Here is a 20,560-nt window from a genome sequence, read left to right as displayed (position 1 = left end):
TTGATGTTTCAATCAGGCCAATTGCGGGAGCACTTCGCTGCCGAGCCGCGCCACGTTCTCCTCGGTGGCCGCGAGATCGCCGGAGCCCTCGACGAGCAGGGCGAAGCGGCTGATGCCCGTCCGCTCGGCGGTGGCGGCCAGCCGGTCGGCGCACAGCGCGGGCGGGCCCACGGGGTGGAGGTCGCAGAGGAGTTCGGTGTAGGCGAGCGGATCGCGCATCGTCCGGGGCCGGCCGTCGACCGTGCGGTGCGCGGCGAGACCCCGCTGGAGCCAGCCGGGCATCGCCTTGGTGAGGGTCTCCACGGCGTCCGCACGGCGGTCCGCGATCTGTACGACGCCCGCGGAGACATGTTCCGCCGTGGCCACCATTTCGGGTGAAAGCCCCGCATCGCGCGCCTCGGCCTGCCACATTGCGACCATGGCAGCTTTGTCCTCGTCACCGCAGTGCATGCCGAGCAGCATCGGCAGACCCCTGCGTGCCGCGAGCCGGACGCTGCCCGGCGAGGTGCAGGCGACGACGACCGGCGGCCCGCTGGGCTCCTCGAACTCGTCCGCCCGCGGTACGACGTCGACCTCGCGGAAGGCGAATCGTTCACCCGAGGCCCCCACGCGCGGCTCGCGGAGCCAGCGCAGCAGCAGGTCCAGCGACTCGGGGAAACCCTTCTCGAAGGCGGCGAGTCCGGCGCCGAAGACCTCCAGGTCCACCCAGGGGCCGCCGCGGCCCACGCCCAGCGTGAAACGGCCGTGCGAGGCGATGTGCAGCAGCGCCGCCTGCTCGCCGAGCGCCACGGGGTGCGCGGTCGGCAGGACGCTCACGGCCGTACCGATCCCGATCCGGCGCGTCCTGCCCAGCAGCAGCGCGGCGAGCGTCACGGCCGACGGGCACACGCCGTACGGCACGAAGTGGTGCTCCGCCAGCCATACGGAGTCCAGCCCGGCCTTCTCCGCCGCCTCTGCGGACCGCACCGCGCGGTGCAGCGCCTCCCCCGGTCCCTGCCCCGGGAACTGGGCGGCGAGGACGAAAGTACCGACACGCATCGTGCTTCACACCTTCCTCGGTGGCCGACACGGCTCCCCTACTGGCACTAACGCCTGACACGTGCCAAAGGCACGGTCCGCGCACCGCGATTTCATGATTTTCTCGGCGATGGCCGGAATGGGGGGTTCCCCGACCGGGTACCCGGCACGGTCCGCGCTACGCGTACGCTGGTTGGCGGCCCCGAGTCCCCCGAACCGCATGAGGTGCGTGCCCGTGTCCCCGCGCCGAAACCGCCCCCGAGGCGCCGCCGGCAGAGCCGAGGAGCGTCCCGAGGCCGGACCGGCCAGGGGCCCGGAGCGTGTGGAGAGCTGGCAGGGCGAGCAGTGGACCGTCCGCCAGCTGAGCGGGAGTCCGGGTGGCAAGCACTACCGCTGCCCCGGTTGCGACCAGGAGATCCCGCCGGGCGTCGGGCACCTGGTGGCCTGGCCGGAGCACGGCGGCGTGGAGGACCGGCGCCACTGGCACACCGCCTGTTGGAACGCCAGGGACCGCCGGAGCGCACGGCTCCAGCGGTCCCGGAACGCCCCCCGGTACTGACCGTGGGGCGGAAGCCCGGTGTCCCGGGTCAGACGTCGCGCTTGGCGAGCGCCGCGTAGGCCGCGCCCAGGGCGACGGCCGTGATGATCGCGAGCCCGACCAACTGGCGCACGCCGTCGGCGTCGCCGTTCTCCAGCATCGGCATCTGGTAGAGCGACGCGATGGCGTTGGGGGAGGAGTACTCGATCAGCTTCTCCTGCACCTTGCGGAGGCTGTCCGACTGCATGAAGATCGCGATGATCAGCGGCAGCAGGACCACGCCCATCATCGTGGTGATCGCGCCCGCGGAGTGCCGCAGCAGCGCGCCGACGGCCAGCGAGAGCAGCCCGAGCAGCGCCACGTACAGGCCGACGCCGACGGTGGCGCCCAGCCACTGGGTGCCGCTGGCGGTGGTGAGGCCGTCCTCGATGACGAGCCGGGCGCCCACGTAGGTGTCGTCGCCCACGGACCTGCCGCCGAAGGTGGCGTAGTTCATCAGCGCGGTGAGCGCGCAGGCCACGGTGGTGACGGTGAAGGTCAGCGCGAAGAAGACGATCGCCTTCGCGGTGAGCACCCGGCCGCGCTGCGGGCACGCGGTGAGGGTCGTGCGGATCATGCCCGTGCCGTACTCGGAACTGATCACCAGCACGCCGAGCGTCATGACGCAGAGCTGGCCGAGGAGCACCCCGAACAGGCCGAAGCCGAGCACCGGGTCGGAGACGTTCTCGGTCGAGCCCAGGCCGACGACGAGCAGGTTGATGCCGAGGATCAGCAGCAGCATGACGCCGAGCGTCCACAGCGTGGAGCGCACCGTACGGATCTTGGTCCACTCGGACTTCAGCGCGTGGCCGAGGTGGGTCCTCTGCACCGGGACGGTGGAGGAGAACTGCGGAGCCGGGCTGTGGACGGGGGCAGTCATCGGGCGTCCTCGACGGGCTGGGTCGGCTGCGGGGCGGGCGGGGCGGCGGGAGCCGCGGGAGCCGCCGGAGCGGCGGGCACCGCCGGCGGTACGGGGGCGCCGGGCGGCACGGGCGGCTGCGCGTACGGGTTCACGGGCGCGGTCGGCGCCGCGCCGGGGGCCGGCGGCACCGGCGCCGCGTACGGCTGCACCGGGGGCTGCGGGTGCCCGTAGCCGTACCCGTACGGCGGCTGCTGCGGGACGGGCTGCGGGTAGGGCGCCTGCGGCGGCATGCCCCAGCCGCCGGGGGCCGGCGCACCGCCGGGCTGCTGCAGGCCCTGCCGCGGGTCGGCGGTGGAGCGGTAGTCGACGGCGCTGTTGGTGAGGCGCATGTAGGCCTCCTCGAGCGAGGCCTGGTGGGGCGAGAGCTCCCACAGCCGCACCTCGGACTCGTGCGCGATGTCGCTGATCCGCGGCAGTTCAAGACCGGTCACGCGCAGCGCGCCGTCCTGTTCCTGCTGCACCTGCGCGCCCGCCTCGGTCAGCGCCTTCGTGAGCCTGTCCCGGTCCGCGGCCACGTCCGGGGTGCGGACCACGGCGAAGCCGGTGGAGTTGCGGGCGATGAAGTCCTTGACGCTCATGTCGGCCAGCAGCTGCCCGCGGCCGATCACGATCAGGTGGTCCGCGGTGAGCGCCATCTCGCTCATCAGGTGCGAGGAGACGAAGACCGTACGGCCCTCCGAGGCGAGCTTGCGCATCAGATGGCGCACCCAGTGGATGCCCTCCGGGTCCAGACCGTTGACCGGCTCGTCGAAGAGCAGCACCTCGGGGTCGCCCAGCAGCGCCGCCGCGATGCCGAGGCGCTGCCCCATGCCGAGCGAGAAGCCCTTGGAGCGCCTGCGCGCGACCTCCTGCAGGCCCACCACGCCCAGCACCTCGTCCACCCGGCGGGCCGGGATCCCGGACAACTGCGCCAGGCACAGCAGGTGCTGGCGTGCGCTGCGCCCGCCGTGCACGGCCTTGGCGTCCAGCAGCGCGCCCACCCGGCGCGGGGCGTTGGGCAGCTGCCGGAACGGCTGTCCGCCGACGGTCACGCGTCCGGCCGTGGGCGTGTCCAGGCCCAGGATCATCCGCATCGTGGTCGACTTCCCGGAGCCGTTGGGCCCCAGGAAGCCGGTCACCATGCCGGGCCGCACCTGGAAGGACAGGTTGTACACGGCTGTCTTGCTGCCGTAGGTCTTGGTGAGGCCGACTGCCTCGATCATGCTCCGCCCCTCGACGAACCGTCCGCGGGGCGGCGCTCGCCCCCATGAGGATTAGGAGGCTAGCGGGGCGGGATCGGTTCCCGCCCCGTGAGGCCGGAATTGCCCGGGAACGGTCAGGCGTCCCGCTTCTTCAGCAGCGCGTAGCCGCCGATCAGCGCGACGACCACCCACAGCGCCATGATGCCGAGTCCGCCCCACGCGCTGTACGGGGCGGGGTCGTCCGGGGCGATCGTGGCCCGCATGATCTTGCTGCCGGCCTGGTCCGGGAAGTACCGGGCCACCTCCTTGGCGCCCGGCACGGCCGAGAGGATCCCGGAGATCAGGAAGAAGAAGGGGATGAGGATGCCCAGTGAGACCAGCGGGCTGCGCAGCATCGTCGCGACGCCGACCGCGAAGAGCACCATCAGCGTCATGTAGAGGCCGGCCCCGAAGACCGCGCGCAGCACCCCCGGATCGCTGATCGAGGTGTCGAGGTCACCGCCGAGGACGGCCTGCCCGATGAAGAAGGAGACGAAGCTGACGATCACCCCGAGGACGAAGGTGATGCCGGCGGCGACGGCGACCTTGGAGAGGTAGAACGTCGCACGCTGCGGTACCGCCGAGAGCGAGGCCCTGATCATGCCCGTGCTGTACTCGCTGGAGATGATCAGCACGCCGAAGGTGATCAGCGCGAGCTGACCGAGGAAGAGACCGGACAGGCTCTGGGCGGTGGCGTCGAACTGGGCGCGGGCGCCCTCTTCGATGGTGTCCCACTGGGTGCGGAAGAGCAGGCAGAACAGACCGCTGATGACGATGGTCAGGACGGCGGCGGACGCCAGCGTCCACACGGTCGACCGGACGGTCCTGACCTTGGTCCACTCCGACTGCAGAACAGCGGTGGTCGCTGCCATGTCAGGCTTCCTTTCCGGTGTGCGTGTTCCAGGCGGCGCCCCACTGGGACGTGGGAGCCGCGGCCTCGCCGGCCTCCGCCGCGGCCCCACCGGCGTGGTACTCCACCGACTCGGCGGTGAGTTGCATGAAGGCCTGCTCCAGGGAGGCCTGCTGGGGGCTGAGCTCGTGCAGCACCAGTTGGTGCCGGGCGGCGAGTTCACCGATCTTGGCGGACTCCGCGCCCTCGATCTCGAAGGCGCCCTCGTCGTCGACCACCGAGGTGATCGACGCGGCCGCCAGCGCGTCCCTGAACTTCTCCGGCTCGGGGGTGCGGACGCGCACGTAGGAGCGGGAGTTCTCGGTGATGAAGTCCGCCATCGTCGTGTCCGCCATCAGCTTGCCGCGGCCGATCACGATCAGGTGCTCGGCGGTGAGCGCCATCTCGCTCATGAGGTGGCTGGAGACGAAGACCGTGCGGCCCTGCGCGGCCAGCCCCTTCATCAGGTTGCGGATCCAGTGGATGCCCTCCGGGTCCAGTCCGTTGACCGGCTCGTCGAACATCAGGATCTCGGGGTCGCCCAGCAGCGCCGCGGCGATGCCGAGACGCTGTCCCATGCCGAGGGAGAACCCCTTGGAACGCTTCTTGGCGACGGGCGCGAGACCGACGGTCTCCAGCACCTCGTCGACCCGGCGGGCCGGGATGCGGTTGGACTGGGCCAGGCACAGCAGGTGGTTGTACGCCGTGCGGCCGCCGTGGATGGCCTTGGCCTCGAGCAACGCCCCGATGTGCTTGAGCGGTTCGTGGAGTTCGCGGTAGTGCTTGCCGTCGATGCGGATGCTGCCGCTGGTCGGATTGTCCAGGTCCAGCATCATGCGCATCGTCGTCGACTTGCCCGCCCCGTTGGGGCCGAGGAAGCCGGTCACCACCCCCGGCCGCACCGTGAAGGTGAGGTCGTCCACCGCGGTCTTGTCGCCGTACCGCTTGGTCAGCCCCTGCAGCTCGATCATGCCGCATACACTATTTGGCCGCGGCGCGCGATGCACGCGGAATTCACGCCCCCGTTTGCGCTCCCGCACACGACCGAGCCCCCTGCCGAGGGGACAGGGGGCTCGATGTGCTCCGGAAGACCGGTGGGACGTCAGCGCTGGGCCGGGACGCCGCGCGACACGGGCTCGTCGTCGGCGGGGGCGCCGGCCGCGGCGACCGCCGCACCGGTCAGCGTGGCCAGCATCTCGCGGACGTTGGTCAGCTGGGCGTTGATGCTGTCGCGGCGGTTGGTGAGCGCCGCCAGCTCGCGCTCGGATTCGCTGCGGATGCGGTCCGCCTTGGCGTTCGCGTCGGCCACGATGTCCTCGGCCTGGCGCTGCGCGGTCTCCACCGTCTGGCGGGCCCGGCGCTCGGCGTCGGTGCGCAGCTTCTCGGCCTCCAGGCGGAGCTGCTCGGCGCGGTGCTCGATCTCGGCGAGGCGCTTCTCGGCCTTGGCCTGACGGGACGCCAGGTCACGCTCGGACTGCTCGCGGCGCTTGGCCAGGTTGGTCTCGAAGTCGGCCGCGGCCTGGGCCGCCTTGGCGCGGGTCTCCTCGAAGAGGGCGTCCGCCTCCTCGCGCTTGGCCTGCGCGTCCTTCTGCGCGTCGGCGCGCAGCTGGCCGGCCTCACCCTTGGCCTTCTCGACGATGCGCTCGCCCTCGTCCTCGGCCTTGGTCTTGCGCTCGGCGGCGTAGGACTCGGCGTCGTTGCGCACCTGGGTGGCGGCGGACTCGGCCAGCTCGCGGTGCTGCTCGGCGGCCCGGCGGGCCTCCTCGCGCAGGTCCTTCGCCTCCTCCTCGGCGAGGCGGAGGATCTTCTCCACCCGCGCGCCGAGACCGGCGTACGACGGCTCGGCGTCGTTGACCTGCGCCTGCGCGTTCTGGGTCTCGAGGTGGAGTTCCTCGATGCGCTTCTCCAGCGCATTGATCCGGGCCAGTGCACTGTCACGGTCGGCGACGAGCTTGGTGATGCGGTCGTCCACCTGCCCGCGGTCGTATCCGCGCCGCACGAGCTCGAAGCCGAAGGGGGAGGAAGTGTCGCTCATGGGGTTCCTGTCAATTCAGACCGGGTGGGGTGATAGGGGGAATCCTAGGGGCCCAAGCGGCGTGTCTTACAGTCACTGTCCAGTAACTGTGCACAATGACCGCTCAATCGAGTGGCGCATCGTCGGACCGCTTGCTCCCTGTCCGGGTCGTGCCGGCCGCTGCACCTGCAGTGACCGTGTTCTTACCGTTCTGCGTGGCGTTCTGACTGTTGCTCTTTCCCCCGTCGATCGGCTGCTGGAATGACTCCAGTGCCTCAAGGACATCCTGCACACGGGTGATCTCCGCGTTGATGTCCTGGCGGCGCCGGCTCAGCACCTCGAGCTCCTTCTTGCCTTCGGTCACGATGCGCTCGGCCTCGACGCGGGCCTCGCTCCGCACCCGCTCCGCCTCCCGCTCCGCGTCGTTCTTCTTCTGCTCGGCCCCCTTGAGCAGCTCCTCGGCCTTCTTCACCGCGGCGATGCGGACCTTGCTGGCCTCCGCGCTCGCGGTGGACCGGGTCTCCTCGGCCCTGGCCTCGGCGTCCGTGACCAGCTCGCGGGCCTTGGCCTCGGCCTTCTCCAGCTGCTCGGTGGCGGCCTCGACCAGCTTGTCGACCCGCTCGCCCGCCGACTTCATCGTGGCGGCCGACTCGCTACGGGCCCGCTCGTGCAGTTCCTCGACCTCGGCCTCGACGCGCTGCCGCAGCTCCTCCGCGCGCTCGCGGATGGCGGTGGCGTCCCTGCGGGCCTCCTCCAGCAGCGTGTCGGCGTCCGTACGGGCCCGCTCCACCATGCCGTTGCTCTCGGCGGTGGCCTCGCCGACGATCCGGTCGGCCTCCTTGCGGGCGGCGCCGACCATCGTGTCGGCCTGCTCCTCCGCGGTGGTGCCGATCTTGAGCGCCTCGCCCTGCGCCTGGGAGATCAGCTCGTCCGCCTGCCCCGCGGCCTCGGCGCGGCGCTTGTTGGCGTCCTCGCGCGCCTCGTCCCGGATCCGGTCGGACTCCGAGCGGGCCGCCTCGGCGTCGCGCTCGGCGGAGTCGAGTGCGTCCTTGGCGAGGATGCCCAGCCGCTCCGCCTCGGCGCGGGCCCTGGTGATCAGCTGGTCGGCCTGCTGGGCCGCTTCCGTGCGGCGCTTGTTGGCCTCGTCGCGCGCCTCGTCGAGGATGCGGCGGGCCTCCGCCTCGGCGGTGCCCAGCGCCTCCTCGGCCGCACGGCGGCGCTCCTCGGCGTCGCGCTCGGCGGAGTCGAGGGCGTCCTTGGCCAGGATGCCCAGCCGCTCGGCGTCGCGCTGCGCCTTGCCCACGGTCTCCTCGGCCCGGGCGGCGGCGTCGGCGCGGAGCCGGTCGGCCTCCTCGATCGCCTCGGTGAGCAGCCGGTCGGCCTGTTCCGCGGCCTCCACCCGCTGCCGGTTGGACTCGTCGCGGGTCTCCACCCGCAGCCGGTCGGCCTCCTCGATCGCCTCGCCGACGGTGCGGTCGGCGAGCTGCCGGGCCTCCTCGGCCTCCTCCTGCGACTCGCGCCGCAGCCGCTGGGCGTCCTCGGTGGCGCGCTCGCGCTCGGCGTTGGCGTCCGCGTGCAGCCGGTCCGCGGCCTCCTGGGCCTCGGACCGCAGGCGTTCCGCGGCGTGCTCGGCCGCCGAGCGCAGCCCGGCGATCTCCTCCTCGGCCTGCTCGTGCAGCCCGTTGACCGAGTCCCGCACCTGCTGGGCGGTCTGCTCGGCCGCGCCGACCAGCTCGGCGGCGTGCCGCTCGGCCTCGGCGACCAGCCGTTCCGCCTCGGCGCCGGCCTCCTCCACCCGCTTGCGGGCGGCCGCCAGCAGCTCCTCGCCCTCGCGACCGGCCTGGGCGCGTTCCTGCTCCGCCTCGCCGCGGGCCGCGGCCAGCAACTCCTCGGCCTCGCGGCGGCGGCGTGCGGCCTCCTCCTGGGCGGCGGACAGCGCCTCGGCCGCCTCGGCCCGCAACCGTCCCGCGGTCTCCTGCGCCTCCGAGCGGAGGCGGTCGGCGGTCTCCTGCGCCTCGGTGCGCAACTGCTCGGCCTCGGCGGCGGCGTCGCCCCGCAGCCGGACGGCGAGCTGCTCGGCCTCGGCCCGGGTCTGCGACGCGTCGGCCGCGGCCTCGTCCCGCAGCCGCACCGTCTCCTGCTCGGCCTGCTCCTGCAGCGCCCTGACGCGCTCGGCGACCTCCGTGCGCAGCGTGGCCGCCTCCTCGGCGGTCTCGCGGCGCAGCCGCTCCGCCTCGGTGCGGGCCTCGCGCAGCGCCTCCTCGGCCGCGGTGATGCGGCGCTCGGCCTCCTCGCGCAGCCGGACCAGATCGGCCTCGGCGTCGTCGCGCAGCCGCTGGGCGGCCCGTTCGGCCTCCTCGCGCAGCACCTGGCCGGCGCCCTCGGCGTCCTCCCGTACCTGCTCGGCCTGCTGCTCGGCCTCGGTGCGCATCTGCTCGGCCTCGCCCCGGGCGCGCTCGAGCAGCTCGTCGGCCTGCCTGCGCAGCGCGGCGGCGCGCTCGATCGCCTCGGTACGGGCCTTCTCGGAGTCGACGGTCGCCTTCTGCCGGTGCTCCGCGGCCTCGGCCTTCGCCTTGGTCAGCAGCTCCTCGGCGGACCGGGCCGCCTCCTCGATCTGCTGCACGGCCTCGCGCCGCGCCTCGCCGCGGATGCGCTCGCCCTCGGCGACCGCCTCGGCGCGCAGCTGCTCGGCCTCGCCGCGCAGCCTGCGGGCCTCCTCCTGCAGCTCGACCGTCTTGGCGCGGTACTCCTTGGTGTCGTCCTTGGCGGTGCCGAGCAGCTCCTCGGCCGACTCCTCGGCCTGGCCGCGCAGCCGGTCCGCCTCGGTCTCCGCCTCGCGGCGGATGCGCTCGGCCTCCTCGCTCGCCGCGCGGGTGGTGGCACGGGCGTCCTCAGTGGCCTTGTTGAGGACCTCCTCGGCGGTGCGGGCCGCCTTGGCGAGGGCCGCCGCCGCGTCCTCGGCCGCCTCGGACTTGGCGGTCTCCTGGGCCTGGCTGTGCAGCCGTTCGGCCTCGGTCCTGGCGTCGGCGAGGATCTGCTCGGCCTCGGCCTTGGCGGCCTCCGCCTCCTTGGTGGCCTCGGCGACCAGCCGGGCCACCTCGGCCTTGGCCGTACGGGTGCGCTGCTCGTTGTCGGCGTCGACGGTGGCCAGCCGCTTGGCGGCGTTGGCCGCGGCCTCCTCGCGCAGCCGGTCGGACTCGCTCTGCGCCTCGCGCAGCTTCTCCTGGGCCTCGCGCAGCTTCTCCTCGGCGGAGCGGGAGAGCTCGCCGGCCTGGGTGCGGGCGTGTTCGGTGTCGCTCTGGGTGGAGGCGCGCAGCTGCTCGGCCTGGGTGGTGGCCTCCTGGGCCTGGCTGGCCGCGGCGTTCAGCAGCCGCTCGGCGTCCGCGCGGGCGCGGCGCAGCAACTGGTCGGCCTCGGCGCGGGCGGTCGCGGACTCCGACTCCAGCCGGTCGCGGGCGCCCTCGGCGATCCGCTGGGCCTCGGCGCGGGCGGCGGCCAGCGCGGCCTCCGACTCCGCGCGGGTCTCCTCCATGAGCCGGCGCGCCTGCGCCTCGGCACGGGCGCGCAGCTGCTCGGCCCAGGCCACGTTCTCGTTGACGTGGCTCTCGACGTTGGTGCGGCGATCCGCCAGTTCCTCGTCCAGCCGCCGGCGCCGGGCGACGGCCTCGGCGTGCCACTCGGCCTCCACCCGGGCCTGGTGCTCGGCCTGCTCCTGGAGCAGCCGCTGGGTGGCCGCGCGCGCCTCGCGCAGCTCCCGCTCGGCGTCGGCGCGCAGCTGGTCGGCCTGGATCTGGGCGTTGCGCAGCAACTGGTCGGCCTGGTGGCCGAGGTTGTCGTAGGCAGGACGCGTCGCGAGGTTACGGCGCGCCTCGTGCAGCTTGGCGCGCAGCACCTCGACCTGGTAGCCGAGGTCGTCGGCATGCTGGACGACCTTGTCCCGCTCCTTACGAAGCCGCTCCATCTCGGCCTCGAACTGCGAGAGGTGGTCGTCCTCAACCTCGTAGCGGTCGTAGCCCCGCACTCCGCGGTCCCATCCGTCTCCTGGTGTACCCACCCGCCAACCGAGTGAGATTCCCCGGGGCCCCGTTTACCGCGGGGCCTTGCGGAGAATTGTGTCCGATCCCACGCCGAAGCGCGGGCAGGTACCCCAGCCCACCCCGGGGTCGCCAGGCCACTCTACCGGGGCGAGTCGTCTCCGGTCAGTGGTCCTTGGCCGAGGTGACGAGCTCGGTGAGCACACCGTGGCAGTCCTTGGGGTGCAGGAAGGTGATCCGCGACCCCATGGAACCCGTGCGCGGGCTGTCGTAGAGCACCCGCACGCCCTTGTCGCGGACGGCCGCCGCGTCCCCGTCGACGTCCTCGGTCCCGAAGGCGATGTGGTGCACCCCCTCTCCGTTCTTGGCCAGCCACTTGGCGACGGTGGAGTCCTCGCGGGTGGGCTCCAGCAGCTGGAGGTAGGAGGCCCCGCCGTCGGAGGTCTCGTTGATCTTGAGCATGGCCTCGCGCACGCCCTGTTCCTCGTTCACCTCGGTGTGGAACACCTCGAAGCCGTAGGTGGCACGGTAGAACTCGACGGTCTTGTCGAGGTCGAAGCAGGCGATGCCGATGTGGTCGATTCGCGTCAGCATGACTCCAGTGGACCGCCGGTCCGCATGGTCACGCAACGTGCGCGCGATCACACCGTCTGCCGGGTGACCGCCGGCTCCACCCCTCAGTACATTGACAGCACCCTCGAAAACCATCGTTAACCTTCCCTCCGTGCAAAGGGGCCGCGTCATGACCAGCCAGGCACGAACGTCCGTGATCGTCGCGGGTGCGCGCACTCCCATGGGCCGGCTGCTCGGCTCGCTGCGCACCTTCTCCGGCGCCGAACTCGGCGCCGTCGCCATCAAGGCCGCCCTGGACCGGGCCGGCATCGGCGGCGACCAGGTGCAGTACGTGATCATGGGCCAGGTGCTCCAGGCGGGTGCCGGGCAGATCCCGGCCCGTCAGGCCGCGGTCAAGGCCGGCATCCCGATGAGCGTGCCGGCGCTGACGATCAACAAGGTCTGCCTGTCCGGTCTGGACGCCATCGCCCTCGCCGACCAGTTGATCCGGGCGGGTGAGTTCGACGTCGTCGTGGCCGGCGGCCAGGAGTCGATGACCAACGCCCCGCACCTGCTGCCGAAGTCCCGCGAGGGCTTCAAGTACGGCGCCGTCCAGATGCTGGACGCCATGGCGTACGACGGTCTCACCGACGCCTTCGAGGACATCGCCATGGGCGAGTCCACCGAGAAGCACAACACGCGCCTGGGCATCGGCCGCGCCGAGCAGGACGAGATCGCCGCGCTCTCCCACCAGCGGGCGGCCGCCGCGCAGAAGAACGGCCTGTTCGAGGCCGAGATCACCCCGGTGGAGATCCCGCAGCGCAAGGGCGAACCGGTGGTCTTCGCCAAGGACGAGGGCATCCGCGCGGAGACCACGGCCGAGTCGCTGGCCAAGCTGCGCCCCGCTTTCAGCAAGGAGGGCACGATCACCGCGGGCACCTCCTCGCAGATCTCCGACGGCGCCGCCGCGGTGGTCGTGATGAGCAAGGCCAAGGCCGAGGAGCTGGGCCTGGAGTGGATCGCCGAGATCGGCGCCCACGGCAACGTGGCCGGCCCGGACAACTCGCTGCAGTCGCAGCCGTCCAACGCCATCGCGCACGCCCTGAAGAAGGAGGGGCTGTCCGTCGGTGACCTGGACCTGATCGAGATCAACGAGGCCTTCGCGGCGGTGTCCGTGCAGTCCATGAAGGACCTGGGCGTGACACCTGAAAAGGTGAACGTCAACGGCGGCGCCATCGCCCTCGGTCACCCGATCGGCATGTCCGGTGCCCGTATCGTCCTGCACCTCGCCCTGGAGCTGAAGCGCCGCGGCGGCGGCGTGGGCGCGGCGGCCCTGTGCGGCGGCGGCGGCCAGGGCGACGCCCTGATCATCCGCGTGCCGGGCAAGTAGCAGTACGAACGGCGAGTGAGCCGAAGGGGAGCGGCCGTTGCCGAAAGGGAGAGCGCGCGGAGCCCGCGACGAGGAACGAGCGGGCGAGCACGGTCGACCGTCGGCGACGGCTGAGCGCACCGGAGGCGAACCGAGCCCTGAAAAAAAGAGGAGCACAGCGATGGACGTCCCCACCCTGGTGGAGCAGGCACGGCAGGGCCGCCCGCGGGCGGTCGCCCGGCTGATCTCACTGGTGGAGGGGGCGTCCCCGCAGCTGCGGGAGGTGATGGCCGCGCTCGCGCCGCTGACCGGTGGCGCGTACGTGGTCGGCCTGACCGGCTCACCGGGCGTCGGCAAGTCCACGTCGACGTCCGCGCTGGTCTCGGCGTACCGGCGGGCCGGGAAGCGGGTCGGGGTGCTGGCCGTGGACCCCTCCTCGCCGTTCAGCGGGGGAGCCCTGCTCGGCGACCGGGTCCGGATGAGCGACCACGCCTCCGACCCCGGCGTCTACATCCGCTCCATGGCCACCCGCGGCCACCTGGGCGGTCTGGCCTGGGCGGCGCCGCAGGCGATCCGCGTGCTCGACGCGGCCGGCTGCGACGTGATCCTGGTGGAGACCGTCGGCGTCGGCCAGTCCGAGGTGGAGATCGCCGCCCAGGCCGACACCTGCGTGGTGCTGCTGGCGCCGGGCATGGGCGACGGCATCCAGGCGGCGAAGGCCGGCATCCTCGAGATCGGCGACGTGTACGTCGTCAACAAGGCCGACCGGGACGGTGCCGAGGCGACCGCCCGCGAGCTCAACCACATGCTGGGCCTGGGCGAGGCCCGCGGGCCGGGCGACTGGCGCCCCCCGATCGTCAGGACGGTCGCCGCCCGCGGCGAGGGCATCGACGAGGTGGTCGAGGCCCTGGAGAAGCACCGGGCCTGGATGGAGGAGCACGGCGTGCTCGCGGAGCGCCGGCTGCGCCGCGCGGCCCTGGAGGTCGAGCACATCGCCGTCACCACGCTGCGCGAGCGCATCGGCGACCTCCACGGCGACCGCCGCCTCGGCGCGCTCGCCGAGCGCATCGTGGCGGGCGAGCTGGACCCGTACGCCGCCGCCGACGAACTGGTCGCCGGCCTCACCGAGCAGGCCTGAGGCCCGCGCCCTGGGGCGCGGGCGAACGGGCCGCCGGGTGGGTCAGGCCTTGCCGCGCACCGCGCGCAGGTGGTCCGCGACGGGGTGGAGGGCCCTGCGCAGTGCTGCCAGGTCCTCGGCCGGGAGCAGGTCGATGAAGTGCTCCCGGACGGCGACGACGTGGTGCGGGGCGACCTTGCGCATGGTCTCCCAGCCGTCCTCGGTGAGGACGGCGAACAGCCCGCGCCGGTCGGACTCGCAGTTCTCGCGGCGGACCAGGCCCGCGGTCTCCATCCGGCTGATCTGGTGGGACAGCCGGCTCTTGGACTGCAGGGTGGCACGGGCCAGGTCGCTCATCCGCATGCGGTGCTCGGGCGACTCCGAGAGGTTCACCAGGATCTCGTAGTCGTTGTACGTCAGACCGAACGGCTGCAGGTCCCGTTCGAGCTGGTGGGTCAGCAACTTGCTGACCTCCAGGTGGATGCGCCAGGTGCGCTGCTCGTCGGCGGTCAGCCAAAGGGTGCCGGTCTCTGTCTCCATGATGGAATTATACCCAGAAAGTTGAAATCCGGATTATTCGGGGTCCCGATACGTGTCGGTAGCTTCACAGACCGAAGCGGCGCTGCAGGTCCCCGAGCTGCCCAGGGAGCCTCGGCACGCCCTGCGGCATGCCCGGGGCGCCCGCTCCGCCGCCCGGGACGCCGGCCTCGTGCGGGACCGCGCCCGTGGCCTGCTCGGGCATGAGGACCTCGCTCGACTGGAGCAGCACCTGCCCCGCGCCGACGAACTCGAACTGGTGCTCCTCGCCCGAGGTGCCGCCGACGCCGGTCAGCGCCCGCAGGCCGCCCAGCACGCCGCGCATGTACCCGTGGTCGTAATGGTGGCAGGGGGAGGGGCAGTCCGCCCATCCCACCAGCGCCTGCGGGTCGACACGGACCGGAGGCTCGACGAAGTGCACGGCCCCGTTGGAGGCCGCCACGAACTTCCCCGTGCCGATCAGGGTGAGGAAGCCCGGGATGATCGACTGCTTGAGCGACAGGCCCGGCTGGAAGGCCAGCAGGTTGCCCGACCGGATGGTCAGGTTGCCGTCCTCCAGGTCGAAGGAGTTCACGTCGAACGCCCGGTCGGCGAGGATCATCTTGCCCTGGCCCTCGGCAACCACCCAGTCCGAGGCGTGCAGCGGGGAGTGGAAGTTGCTGCGGATCAGGCCGTCGAGGGCGCCGTGGCCGATGCCGTGGAAGCTGATCTGCCCGTAGTAGGCGATCATCTTCCCCTTCTGCAGGAACCACTGGCCCTTCAGGTCGACGCTGAAGGCGTAGGGGTTGACGTTGTCGTCGACCGGCAGGGTGTACGGGTCGTGGACGACGGGTCCGGTGCTCACAGCTTCTCCTCACTCGCCTGCACGTAGACCGTGCCCTGCCCCGACAGCTCCAGCTGGAACGCCTCACCGGAACCGCGGCCCACCATGTCGCGCCAGCCGAGCGCGGTGGACAGCTTGTTGCGCACGTCGCCGCGGTGGGCGACGTACGCCTGGGGGTCGACGTGCACCGGGCGCTGCGGGGTGATCGGCAGCTCGATGACGCCGCCGTGGGCCATCACCGCGACCGCGCCGTGCCCCTGCAGGGTCGTGGTGAACAGGCCCTGACCGGTGACCTGACCGCGGATGACGCCCATGACGCCGCCCTGGGACCCCATGAACATCGTGCCCTGCCGCAGCGAGCCGTCGAAGGCCAGCAGCCGGTCCGCCTCGACGTACAGGGTGTCGCCGGTCAGGTCGACGCAGTGCACGTGGTGGCCACCGTGGCCGAACATCACCGAGCCGTGGCCCTCGACGGTCATCAGCGGCGTCGCCTCGTTGGCGAGCCGGCGGCCGATCATCGAGCCGATGCCGCCCTGGCCGCCCTGCACGTTGGGGGTGAAGCTCACGTTCCCCCGGTAGGCCAGCATCGCGCCGCGCTGGCTGAACAGCCGCTGGCCCGGCAGCACCTGGGCCTCGACCATCTTGGAGTTGACGCGGGTGAACGGCATCAGACCTGCCCCCCGATGGTGTTGCGCTCGCTGGGCTGGACGTACACCAGGCCGTCGCCCTCGAAGCGGATCTGGAAGGACTCGCCGCCCGACTCGCCGATCACCGACCGCCAGCTGATGCCGGCCTGGAAGTGCTGCTGGAGGTTGCCGGTGTGCGCCACGTACGCGCCCGGGTCCACCTGCAGCGGCAGGCCGGGGGCGACGCGCAGCACCACGGCCGGGCCGTCGGAGGTGATCGCCGCCTGGCCGACGCCCTCCACCGTGGTGGTGAACAGGCCGTTGCCCTGCGAGGCACCGCGCAGGCCGGTGAAGGTGGTGCCGGTGCGCAGTGCCGCCTCGGTGGCGAGCAGGTTGCTGGCCTCGACGTACAGCTTCTCCCCGTTCAGGCGGACGAGGTTGATCTCGCTCGCGCGGTCGGCGAAGTAGCAGGTGCCCTGCCCGCGCACCTCCATGACCTCCATCGACTCCCCGGTCAGCCGCCGGGTGACCATGCCGCGCAGGCCCTCACCGCCCCCGGACATCTTCTTGAAGCTCATCTGGCCGTCGTACGCGACCATCGAGCCGTTCTTCGCCTTGACGGCGTCGCCGGCCATGTCCACGGCGAGCACCTTGCTGCCCTGCAATCGAAACTGAGCCACGGGTCAGACCGTATCCGTCCGGGAGGAACCCGTCACCAGGGTCCTCGTCACATGGGGTGCAGTGGTTCCGTGCGGCGCTCCCGCCGCCTCCTCGACCTCCAGCAGCGAGGCGCCGCGGCGCTCGGCCTCGAAGGCCGCGTGACCGCCGCACAGCCCGAACAGCCGCTTGGAGAGCAGGATGTAGAGGACGGCGAGGACGTTGAGGACCAGCGTGCCGATCTTGAGGTAGCTCACCTTCTCGGTGAGCTCCCAGACCTCCAGCGGCAGGAAGGCCGCGGTCGCCACCACCGTCAGGTACTCCGCCCACCGCTTGGCCGCCCACAGGCCGACGGCCTCGACGATCTCGATCACCGCGTACGCGAGCAGCGCGCCCGCCACGATCAGCAGCGTCGAGTGCCGGTACTCGAAGGTGCGGCGGATGGTGTCCACGACGGGGGAGTGGTCGAGGTCGTAGTGGAAGTGCCGGAAGACCGGGCGGAAGACGGTGAGGTTCTCCTCGAAGAACCGGCGCACCGAGTCCTGCGAGTTGCTGAACCGCCACACCGCCCAGGCCGCGACGACGATGAACACCCCCCGCAGCAGCCGCTCGACCGCCAGGAAGCGCAGGATGAACAGGTCGCGCAGCGCCCGGCCGCGCGGCACCTCGGGCGCCCGGTCGGCCGGCCCCGAACCGTGCGGCGCACCCAGGGCGAAGTCGCCGCAGCGCAGGCAGCGCCACACCTCTCCCAGCGCGGTGTCGGCGCGCAGCCGCTCCCGCAGGTGCGCCTCGTCGGGCGCGTACGTGATGTGCCCGCGCCGGGCGCAGTGCCGGCGGTCCCAGTCCAGCTTCATCCCGCTTCTTCCTCGAGAGGGCGGTTCGTCTTCCGTCGTGGAGGGGGACGCGTCCCGCGCGCCGATGGTTCACCTGTTCCCCCGGGGGCCCCGGGGGCGGGGCGGCCGGAGGGCCGGGTGATAATGGGCGGAACACTTGTGATCGCATTCACAAACACTCGATCGCAGTGCCCACGCCCGCCGCAGTCCCTGTCCCGATAGTGAGGTCCCGTGGACATCAAGACCGCCTCCGCCCTGAACCGGCTCCGCCTGGTCTCCGCCCCAGAGGCGGTCTCGTTCCTGCTCCTGCTGGTCTGCTCGGTGCTCAAGCGCACCACGGACTTCAACGCGGTCCCCGTCATGGGCATGATCCACGGCGTCCTCTTCGTGCTCTACGTCGTGTTCTGGCTGGACGCCTGGAACCGTGCCAAGTGGCCGCTCGGCCGCGCCGCGCTGTACTTCGTGCTGTCCGTCCTCCCCACCGGCGGCTTCTTCGCCGAGCGCAGGCTCCGCCGCGAGGCCGAGGCCGGTGTCATCGCCGCCCGCGCGCGCAAGGAGCTCAAGGAAGGCGTGGTCGAGGCATGATCGTCGCCTTCTCCGTCACCCCGCTCGGCGTCGGCGAGGACGTCGGCGCGTACGTGGCCGACGCGGTCCGTGTGGTCCGCGAGTCGGGGCTGCCCCACCGCACCGACGCGATGTTCACCTCCCTCGAGGGCGAATGGGACGAGGTCATGGACGTCGTCAAGCGCGCCGTGGCAGCCGTCGAGGCCCGGGCACCGCGCGTCTCGGTGGTCCTCAAGGCCGACATCCGGCCCGGCGTCACCGACGGGCTCACCTCCAAGGTGGAGACCGTCGAGCGGCACCTCGCGCGGTAGCCGCTCCGCACCCCGCGGCGTTCCGCGTCCCGGCGGTCAGTCGCCGGCCAGCGCGCTGCCCAGCGGGGTGCGCTCATACAGCACCTGGTGGCCGTAGCGGCGCGAGGTGAGCAACCCTGCGTCCCGCAGGACCGACAGGTGCGCCGACACCGATGACAGGGCGAGGCCGTGCCGGTGGGCGAGCGCGGTCGTGGTCGCCGGCTCGCCCAGACCGCCGAGGATGGCCGCCCGGTTGGCGCCGAGCAGCCGCACCAGGGCCTCGGAGGCGGCCTGCGGGGTCTGCCACAGGCCACCGATGCCGCGCGCCGGATAGACGACGGTGCCCTGCCAGGGCGGGTCGAAGCCCGCCGCGAGGTCCGGCCACACGAAGACGCTGGGCGCCAGGACCAGGCCGTCGCCGCCCAGGTCCCGGTCGTGCTCCGTCGGCTTGTGCAGCGTGAGGGTGCCGTCCGCCCAGCTCAGCGAGGGATGGAGGTCGGCGAAGAGGCCCGTCAGCCCGCCGTCGGCCAGCCGGCGTGCGCGGAAGGCGATGTCGGCCTCCAGCACGGCACGCAGCCGGGGCCAGTACGGCGCCACCAGCGTCTCCCAGGCCCGCTCGTACAGATCCGCCAGTTCCCGCACCGCGCGCGCCGGGTCGGCCAGCATCGCCCGGCCGCGCGGGCTGTCGGCGGCGCCCGGGGTGTCCGCCAGCGAACGGGCCATGTCCTGCCGGGCGACCTCCGGATCGGTGGCCCGCACCCGGGCGAGCTCGTCCTCGATGGCCGCCGACGGGCCCAGCGGGGGCGGGCAGAGGAAGTCCGGGCTGTGGCCGGGGCGGGGCATCAGCAGCCACAGCGGGGTGAGGTCGAGGGCCCGGGCCGCCTCACGGGTCTGCCGCAACCACGGCACGTGGTACGTCTGCAGCCCGGGCTCCTTCAGGGTGCGGACGGCCCCCTCGGTCTCCCACAGCGGGGAGAGCGCGAACCGGCAGCGCAACAGGTCGTCCGGTCCGAAGCGCATACGGAACGGCACGGCGGACCCCTGCTCCTCGACTTTCGGCTGGAGCCGAAACACTACGGCGTGCCCCGTCCCGGCCGCCAGGCTGCGCCCATGACGCTGAACACCGACACCACAGCGGCGGGCCCGGCCGCCGGGCGCGGCTACCGCGCGGTCTTCGCCGTACGGGAGTTCCGGGCGGTCTTCGCGGCACACGTACTGTCGCTCCAGGGCACCGTGGTCGCCGAGATCGCGCTGTCCGTGCTGGTCTTCCGGCTCACCGGGTCGCCGCTGCTGACCGCGCTCACCTTCGCGCTCGGCTTCGTGCCGTACGCGCTCAGCGGCACCCTGCTCGCCGGGATCTCCGACCGCTTCCCGCCGCGCCGGGTGCTCGTCGTGTGCGACCTGCTGTGCGCGGCGTGCGCAGCCGGGATGGTGCTGCCCGGGACGCCGATCGCGGTCCTGCTCGGCCTGCGGTGCGTGATGGCGATGATCGCCCCGGTGTTCACCGGCACCCGGGCCGCGAGCCTGGCCGACATCCTGCCCGGCGACACCTTCGTGCTGGGCCGGTCCCTGATCCGCATGGTCGCCCAGGGCGCGCAGATCGTGGGCTTCGGCGTCGGCGGGTTCCTGCTGGTCCTCCTGCCGCCCCGGGCCGCGCTGGCGATCACCGTGGCGGCCTTCCTGGGCTCCGCCCTGCTGCTGCGCCTCGGCACCGCGCGGCGCCCCGCGCGCGGCGGCGGCGCGGCGCGCTCCGCCGGCGGCAGCGGCCGTCTGCTGCGGGACCCCCGGGTGCGGTCCCTGCTGCTGCTCTGCTGGATCCAGCCGTTCTTCGTGGTGTTCCCGGAGGCGCTCGCGGCCCCGTACACCGACTCCATCGGCGCCGGCACCCCGGGCCTCGGCCTCTTCATGGCCGCGATGCCCGTCGGCACCGTCCTCGGCGAACTCCTCGCGGGCGCCTTCCTGCCCCCGGCCGCCCGCGCCCGCCTCACCGTCCCCCTCGCCGCGTGCTCCCTCCTCCCGTACGCCCTCTTCGCCCTGCGCCCCTCGCTGCCCCTGGCCGTCGCCGCGATGTTCACCACGGGCCTGACGGCCGCCTACACCCTCGGCCTCGATCAGTGGTTCGTGGCGGCGGTGCCGGAGGGGTTGCGGGGGCGGGCGATGACGTTGCAGTCGGCGGGGTTGATGACGATCCAGGGTCTGGGGATGGCGGTGGCGGGTGGGGCGGCGGAGTTCGTCCGGCCGCACGTGGTGACGGCGGTGGCGGGTGGTGCGGGGACGGTGTGCGTCCTGTTGGTGCTGGCGCGGGTGCGGGGGACTGCCGTCGGCGGGGTGTGAGGGGGCCGGGCGGAGCCCGGCGCAGGCGTCCGAAGCCGGTGAGGCCCCTTGGGGCCGAGCGGTGCGAGGGCGGCCGGGCGAGGTTCAGCTCAGTGGTTCGTGGCGGCGGTGCCGGAGGGGTTGCGGGGGCGGGCGATGACGTTGCAGTCGGCGGGGTTGATGACGATCCAGGGTCTGGGGATGGC

General features: G+C 72.6%; 20 protein-coding genes. 6 read left to right on the top strand and 14 right to left on the bottom strand.

What is annotated here, in order from left to right; genetic code table 11:
• Nucleotides 1-12 precede the first annotated feature (12 nt).
• Nucleotides 13-1,038 (bottom strand): LLM class flavin-dependent oxidoreductase, encoded by a 1,026-nt coding sequence (locus tag ACFYYN_RS33250; RefSeq protein ID WP_500548681.1) that lies wholly within the window; start codon nucleotides 1,036-1,038, stop codon nucleotides 13-15.
• A gap of 214 nt (nucleotides 1,039-1,252) precedes the next feature.
• Between ACFYYN_RS33250 and ACFYYN_RS33245 the strand changes: the two genes are divergently transcribed.
• Nucleotides 1,253-1,576, top strand: a complete 324-nt coding sequence (locus tag ACFYYN_RS33245; RefSeq protein WP_499514050.1) for an Rv1322 family protein — start codon at nucleotides 1,253-1,255, stop codon at nucleotides 1,574-1,576.
• A gap of 28 nt (nucleotides 1,577-1,604) precedes the next feature.
• Here the strand turns inward: ACFYYN_RS33245 and ACFYYN_RS33240 are convergent, their stop codons facing one another.
• The 7 genes from ACFYYN_RS33240 to mce form a co-directional block, all read right to left on the bottom strand.
• Nucleotides 1,605-2,474: an ABC transporter permease gene (locus tag ACFYYN_RS33240; RefSeq protein ID WP_500548680.1), complete on the bottom strand. Its 870-nt coding sequence runs from the start codon at nucleotides 2,472-2,474 to the stop codon at nucleotides 1,605-1,607.
• Nucleotides 2,471-3,718, bottom strand: a complete 1,248-nt coding sequence (locus ACFYYN_RS33235; protein WP_500548679.1) for an ABC transporter ATP-binding protein — start codon at nucleotides 3,716-3,718, stop codon at nucleotides 2,471-2,473. The genes ACFYYN_RS33240 and ACFYYN_RS33235 overlap by 4 nt, the downstream gene beginning before the upstream one ends.
• Nucleotides 3,719-3,831: 113 nt before the next feature.
• On the bottom strand, nucleotides 3,832-4,608 hold the full coding sequence (locus tag ACFYYN_RS33230; RefSeq protein ID WP_500325325.1) for an ABC transporter permease: 777 nt from the start codon (nucleotides 4,606-4,608) through the stop codon (nucleotides 3,832-3,834).
• A 1-nt stretch (nucleotide 4,609) separates the two neighbouring features.
• On the bottom strand, nucleotides 4,610-5,596 hold the full coding sequence (locus tag ACFYYN_RS33225; RefSeq protein ID WP_500548678.1) for an ABC transporter ATP-binding protein: 987 nt from the start codon (nucleotides 5,594-5,596) through the stop codon (nucleotides 4,610-4,612).
• Nucleotides 5,597-5,727: 131 nt separating this feature from the next.
• On the bottom strand, nucleotides 5,728-6,660 hold the full coding sequence (locus tag ACFYYN_RS33220; RefSeq protein ID WP_018563504.1) for a coiled-coil domain-containing protein: 933 nt from the start codon (nucleotides 6,658-6,660) through the stop codon (nucleotides 5,728-5,730).
• Between the two features lie 103 nt (nucleotides 6,661-6,763).
• The gene (gene scy / locus ACFYYN_RS33215) at nucleotides 6,764-10,660 is read right to left on the bottom strand and encodes a polarized growth protein Scy (protein ID WP_500548677.1); all 3,897 of its coding nucleotides are present in this window, start codon (nucleotides 10,658-10,660) and stop codon (nucleotides 6,764-6,766) included.
• 178 nt (nucleotides 10,661-10,838) lie between these two features.
• Complete coding sequence (mce, locus tag ACFYYN_RS33210; RefSeq protein WP_361800906.1) at nucleotides 10,839-11,267, bottom strand: methylmalonyl-CoA epimerase; 429 nt, start codon at nucleotides 11,265-11,267, stop codon at nucleotides 10,839-10,841.
• A 172-nt stretch (nucleotides 11,268-11,439) separates the two neighbouring features.
• Between mce and ACFYYN_RS33205 the strand changes: the two genes are divergently transcribed.
• Nucleotides 11,440-12,615 carry an acetyl-CoA C-acetyltransferase gene (locus ACFYYN_RS33205; RefSeq protein ID WP_500325565.1) on the top strand — a complete coding sequence of 392 codons (1,176 nt, stop codon included), beginning with the start codon at nucleotides 11,440-11,442 and terminating at the stop codon, nucleotides 12,613-12,615.
• Between the two features lie 160 nt (nucleotides 12,616-12,775).
• Nucleotides 12,776-13,732, top strand: a complete 957-nt coding sequence (meaB, locus tag ACFYYN_RS33200) for a methylmalonyl Co-A mutase-associated GTPase MeaB (protein WP_500548676.1) — start codon at nucleotides 12,776-12,778, stop codon at nucleotides 13,730-13,732.
• A gap of 42 nt (nucleotides 13,733-13,774) precedes the next feature.
• Here meaB and ACFYYN_RS33195 read toward each other — a convergent pair whose 3' ends face one another.
• From ACFYYN_RS33195 to ACFYYN_RS33175, 5 genes are all read right to left on the bottom strand, one after another.
• Nucleotides 13,775-14,251: a MarR family winged helix-turn-helix transcriptional regulator gene (locus ACFYYN_RS33195; protein WP_500325319.1), complete on the bottom strand. Its 477-nt coding sequence runs from the start codon at nucleotides 14,249-14,251 to the stop codon at nucleotides 13,775-13,777.
• 64 nt (nucleotides 14,252-14,315) lie between these two features.
• On the bottom strand, nucleotides 14,316-15,092 hold the full coding sequence (locus ACFYYN_RS33190) for an AIM24 family protein (protein ID WP_500325318.1): 777 nt from the start codon (nucleotides 15,090-15,092) through the stop codon (nucleotides 14,316-14,318).
• A complete protein-coding gene (locus ACFYYN_RS33185; RefSeq protein ID WP_499514059.1) occupies nucleotides 15,089-15,739 on the bottom strand; it encodes an AIM24 family protein in 651 nt (216 codons plus the stop codon). Before ACFYYN_RS33185 ends, ACFYYN_RS33190 begins: the two co-directional genes overlap by 4 nt.
• Nucleotides 15,739-16,377: an AIM24 family protein gene (locus ACFYYN_RS33180; RefSeq protein ID WP_500325314.1), complete on the bottom strand. Its 639-nt coding sequence runs from the start codon at nucleotides 16,375-16,377 to the stop codon at nucleotides 15,739-15,741. Before ACFYYN_RS33180 ends, ACFYYN_RS33185 begins: the two co-directional genes overlap by 1 nt.
• Before the next feature lie 3 nt (nucleotides 16,378-16,380).
• Nucleotides 16,381-17,208: a DUF2127 domain-containing protein gene (locus tag ACFYYN_RS33175; RefSeq protein ID WP_500548675.1), complete on the bottom strand. Its 828-nt coding sequence runs from the start codon at nucleotides 17,206-17,208 to the stop codon at nucleotides 16,381-16,383.
• Nucleotides 17,209-17,418: 210 nt separating this feature from the next.
• On the opposite strand from ACFYYN_RS33175, the gene ACFYYN_RS33170 reads away from it, so the two are divergent.
• Both ACFYYN_RS33170 and ACFYYN_RS33165 read left to right on the top strand, forming a co-directional pair.
• Nucleotides 17,419-17,772, top strand: coding sequence for a DUF3817 domain-containing protein (locus ACFYYN_RS33170; RefSeq protein WP_500325311.1), 354 nt, complete (start codon nucleotides 17,419-17,421; stop codon nucleotides 17,770-17,772).
• A complete protein-coding gene (locus ACFYYN_RS33165; RefSeq protein ID WP_500548674.1) occupies nucleotides 17,769-18,062 on the top strand; it encodes an MTH1187 family thiamine-binding protein in 294 nt (97 codons plus the stop codon). Before ACFYYN_RS33170 ends, ACFYYN_RS33165 begins: the two co-directional genes overlap by 4 nt.
• Before the next feature lie 36 nt (nucleotides 18,063-18,098).
• On the opposite strand, the gene ACFYYN_RS33160 is transcribed toward ACFYYN_RS33165, so the two are convergent.
• The gene (locus tag ACFYYN_RS33160; RefSeq protein WP_500548673.1) at nucleotides 18,099-19,073 is read right to left on the bottom strand and encodes an ArsR/SmtB family transcription factor; all 975 of its coding nucleotides are present in this window, start codon (nucleotides 19,071-19,073) and stop codon (nucleotides 18,099-18,101) included.
• Between the two features lie 78 nt (nucleotides 19,074-19,151).
• On the opposite strand from ACFYYN_RS33160, the gene ACFYYN_RS33155 reads away from it, so the two are divergent.
• On the top strand, nucleotides 19,152-20,375 hold the full coding sequence (locus ACFYYN_RS33155) for an MFS transporter (protein WP_500548672.1): 1,224 nt from the start codon (nucleotides 19,152-19,154) through the stop codon (nucleotides 20,373-20,375).
• Nucleotides 20,376-20,560 lie beyond the last annotated feature (185 nt).

This window comes from Streptomyces sp. NPDC001902 (genome assembly GCF_042891295.1).
Taxonomy (GTDB): domain Bacteria; phylum Actinomycetota; class Actinomycetes; order Streptomycetales; family Streptomycetaceae; genus Actinacidiphila.
Note: the sequence above shows the minus strand (reverse complement) of the source record. Positions and strands in the feature narration are given on the sequence as shown.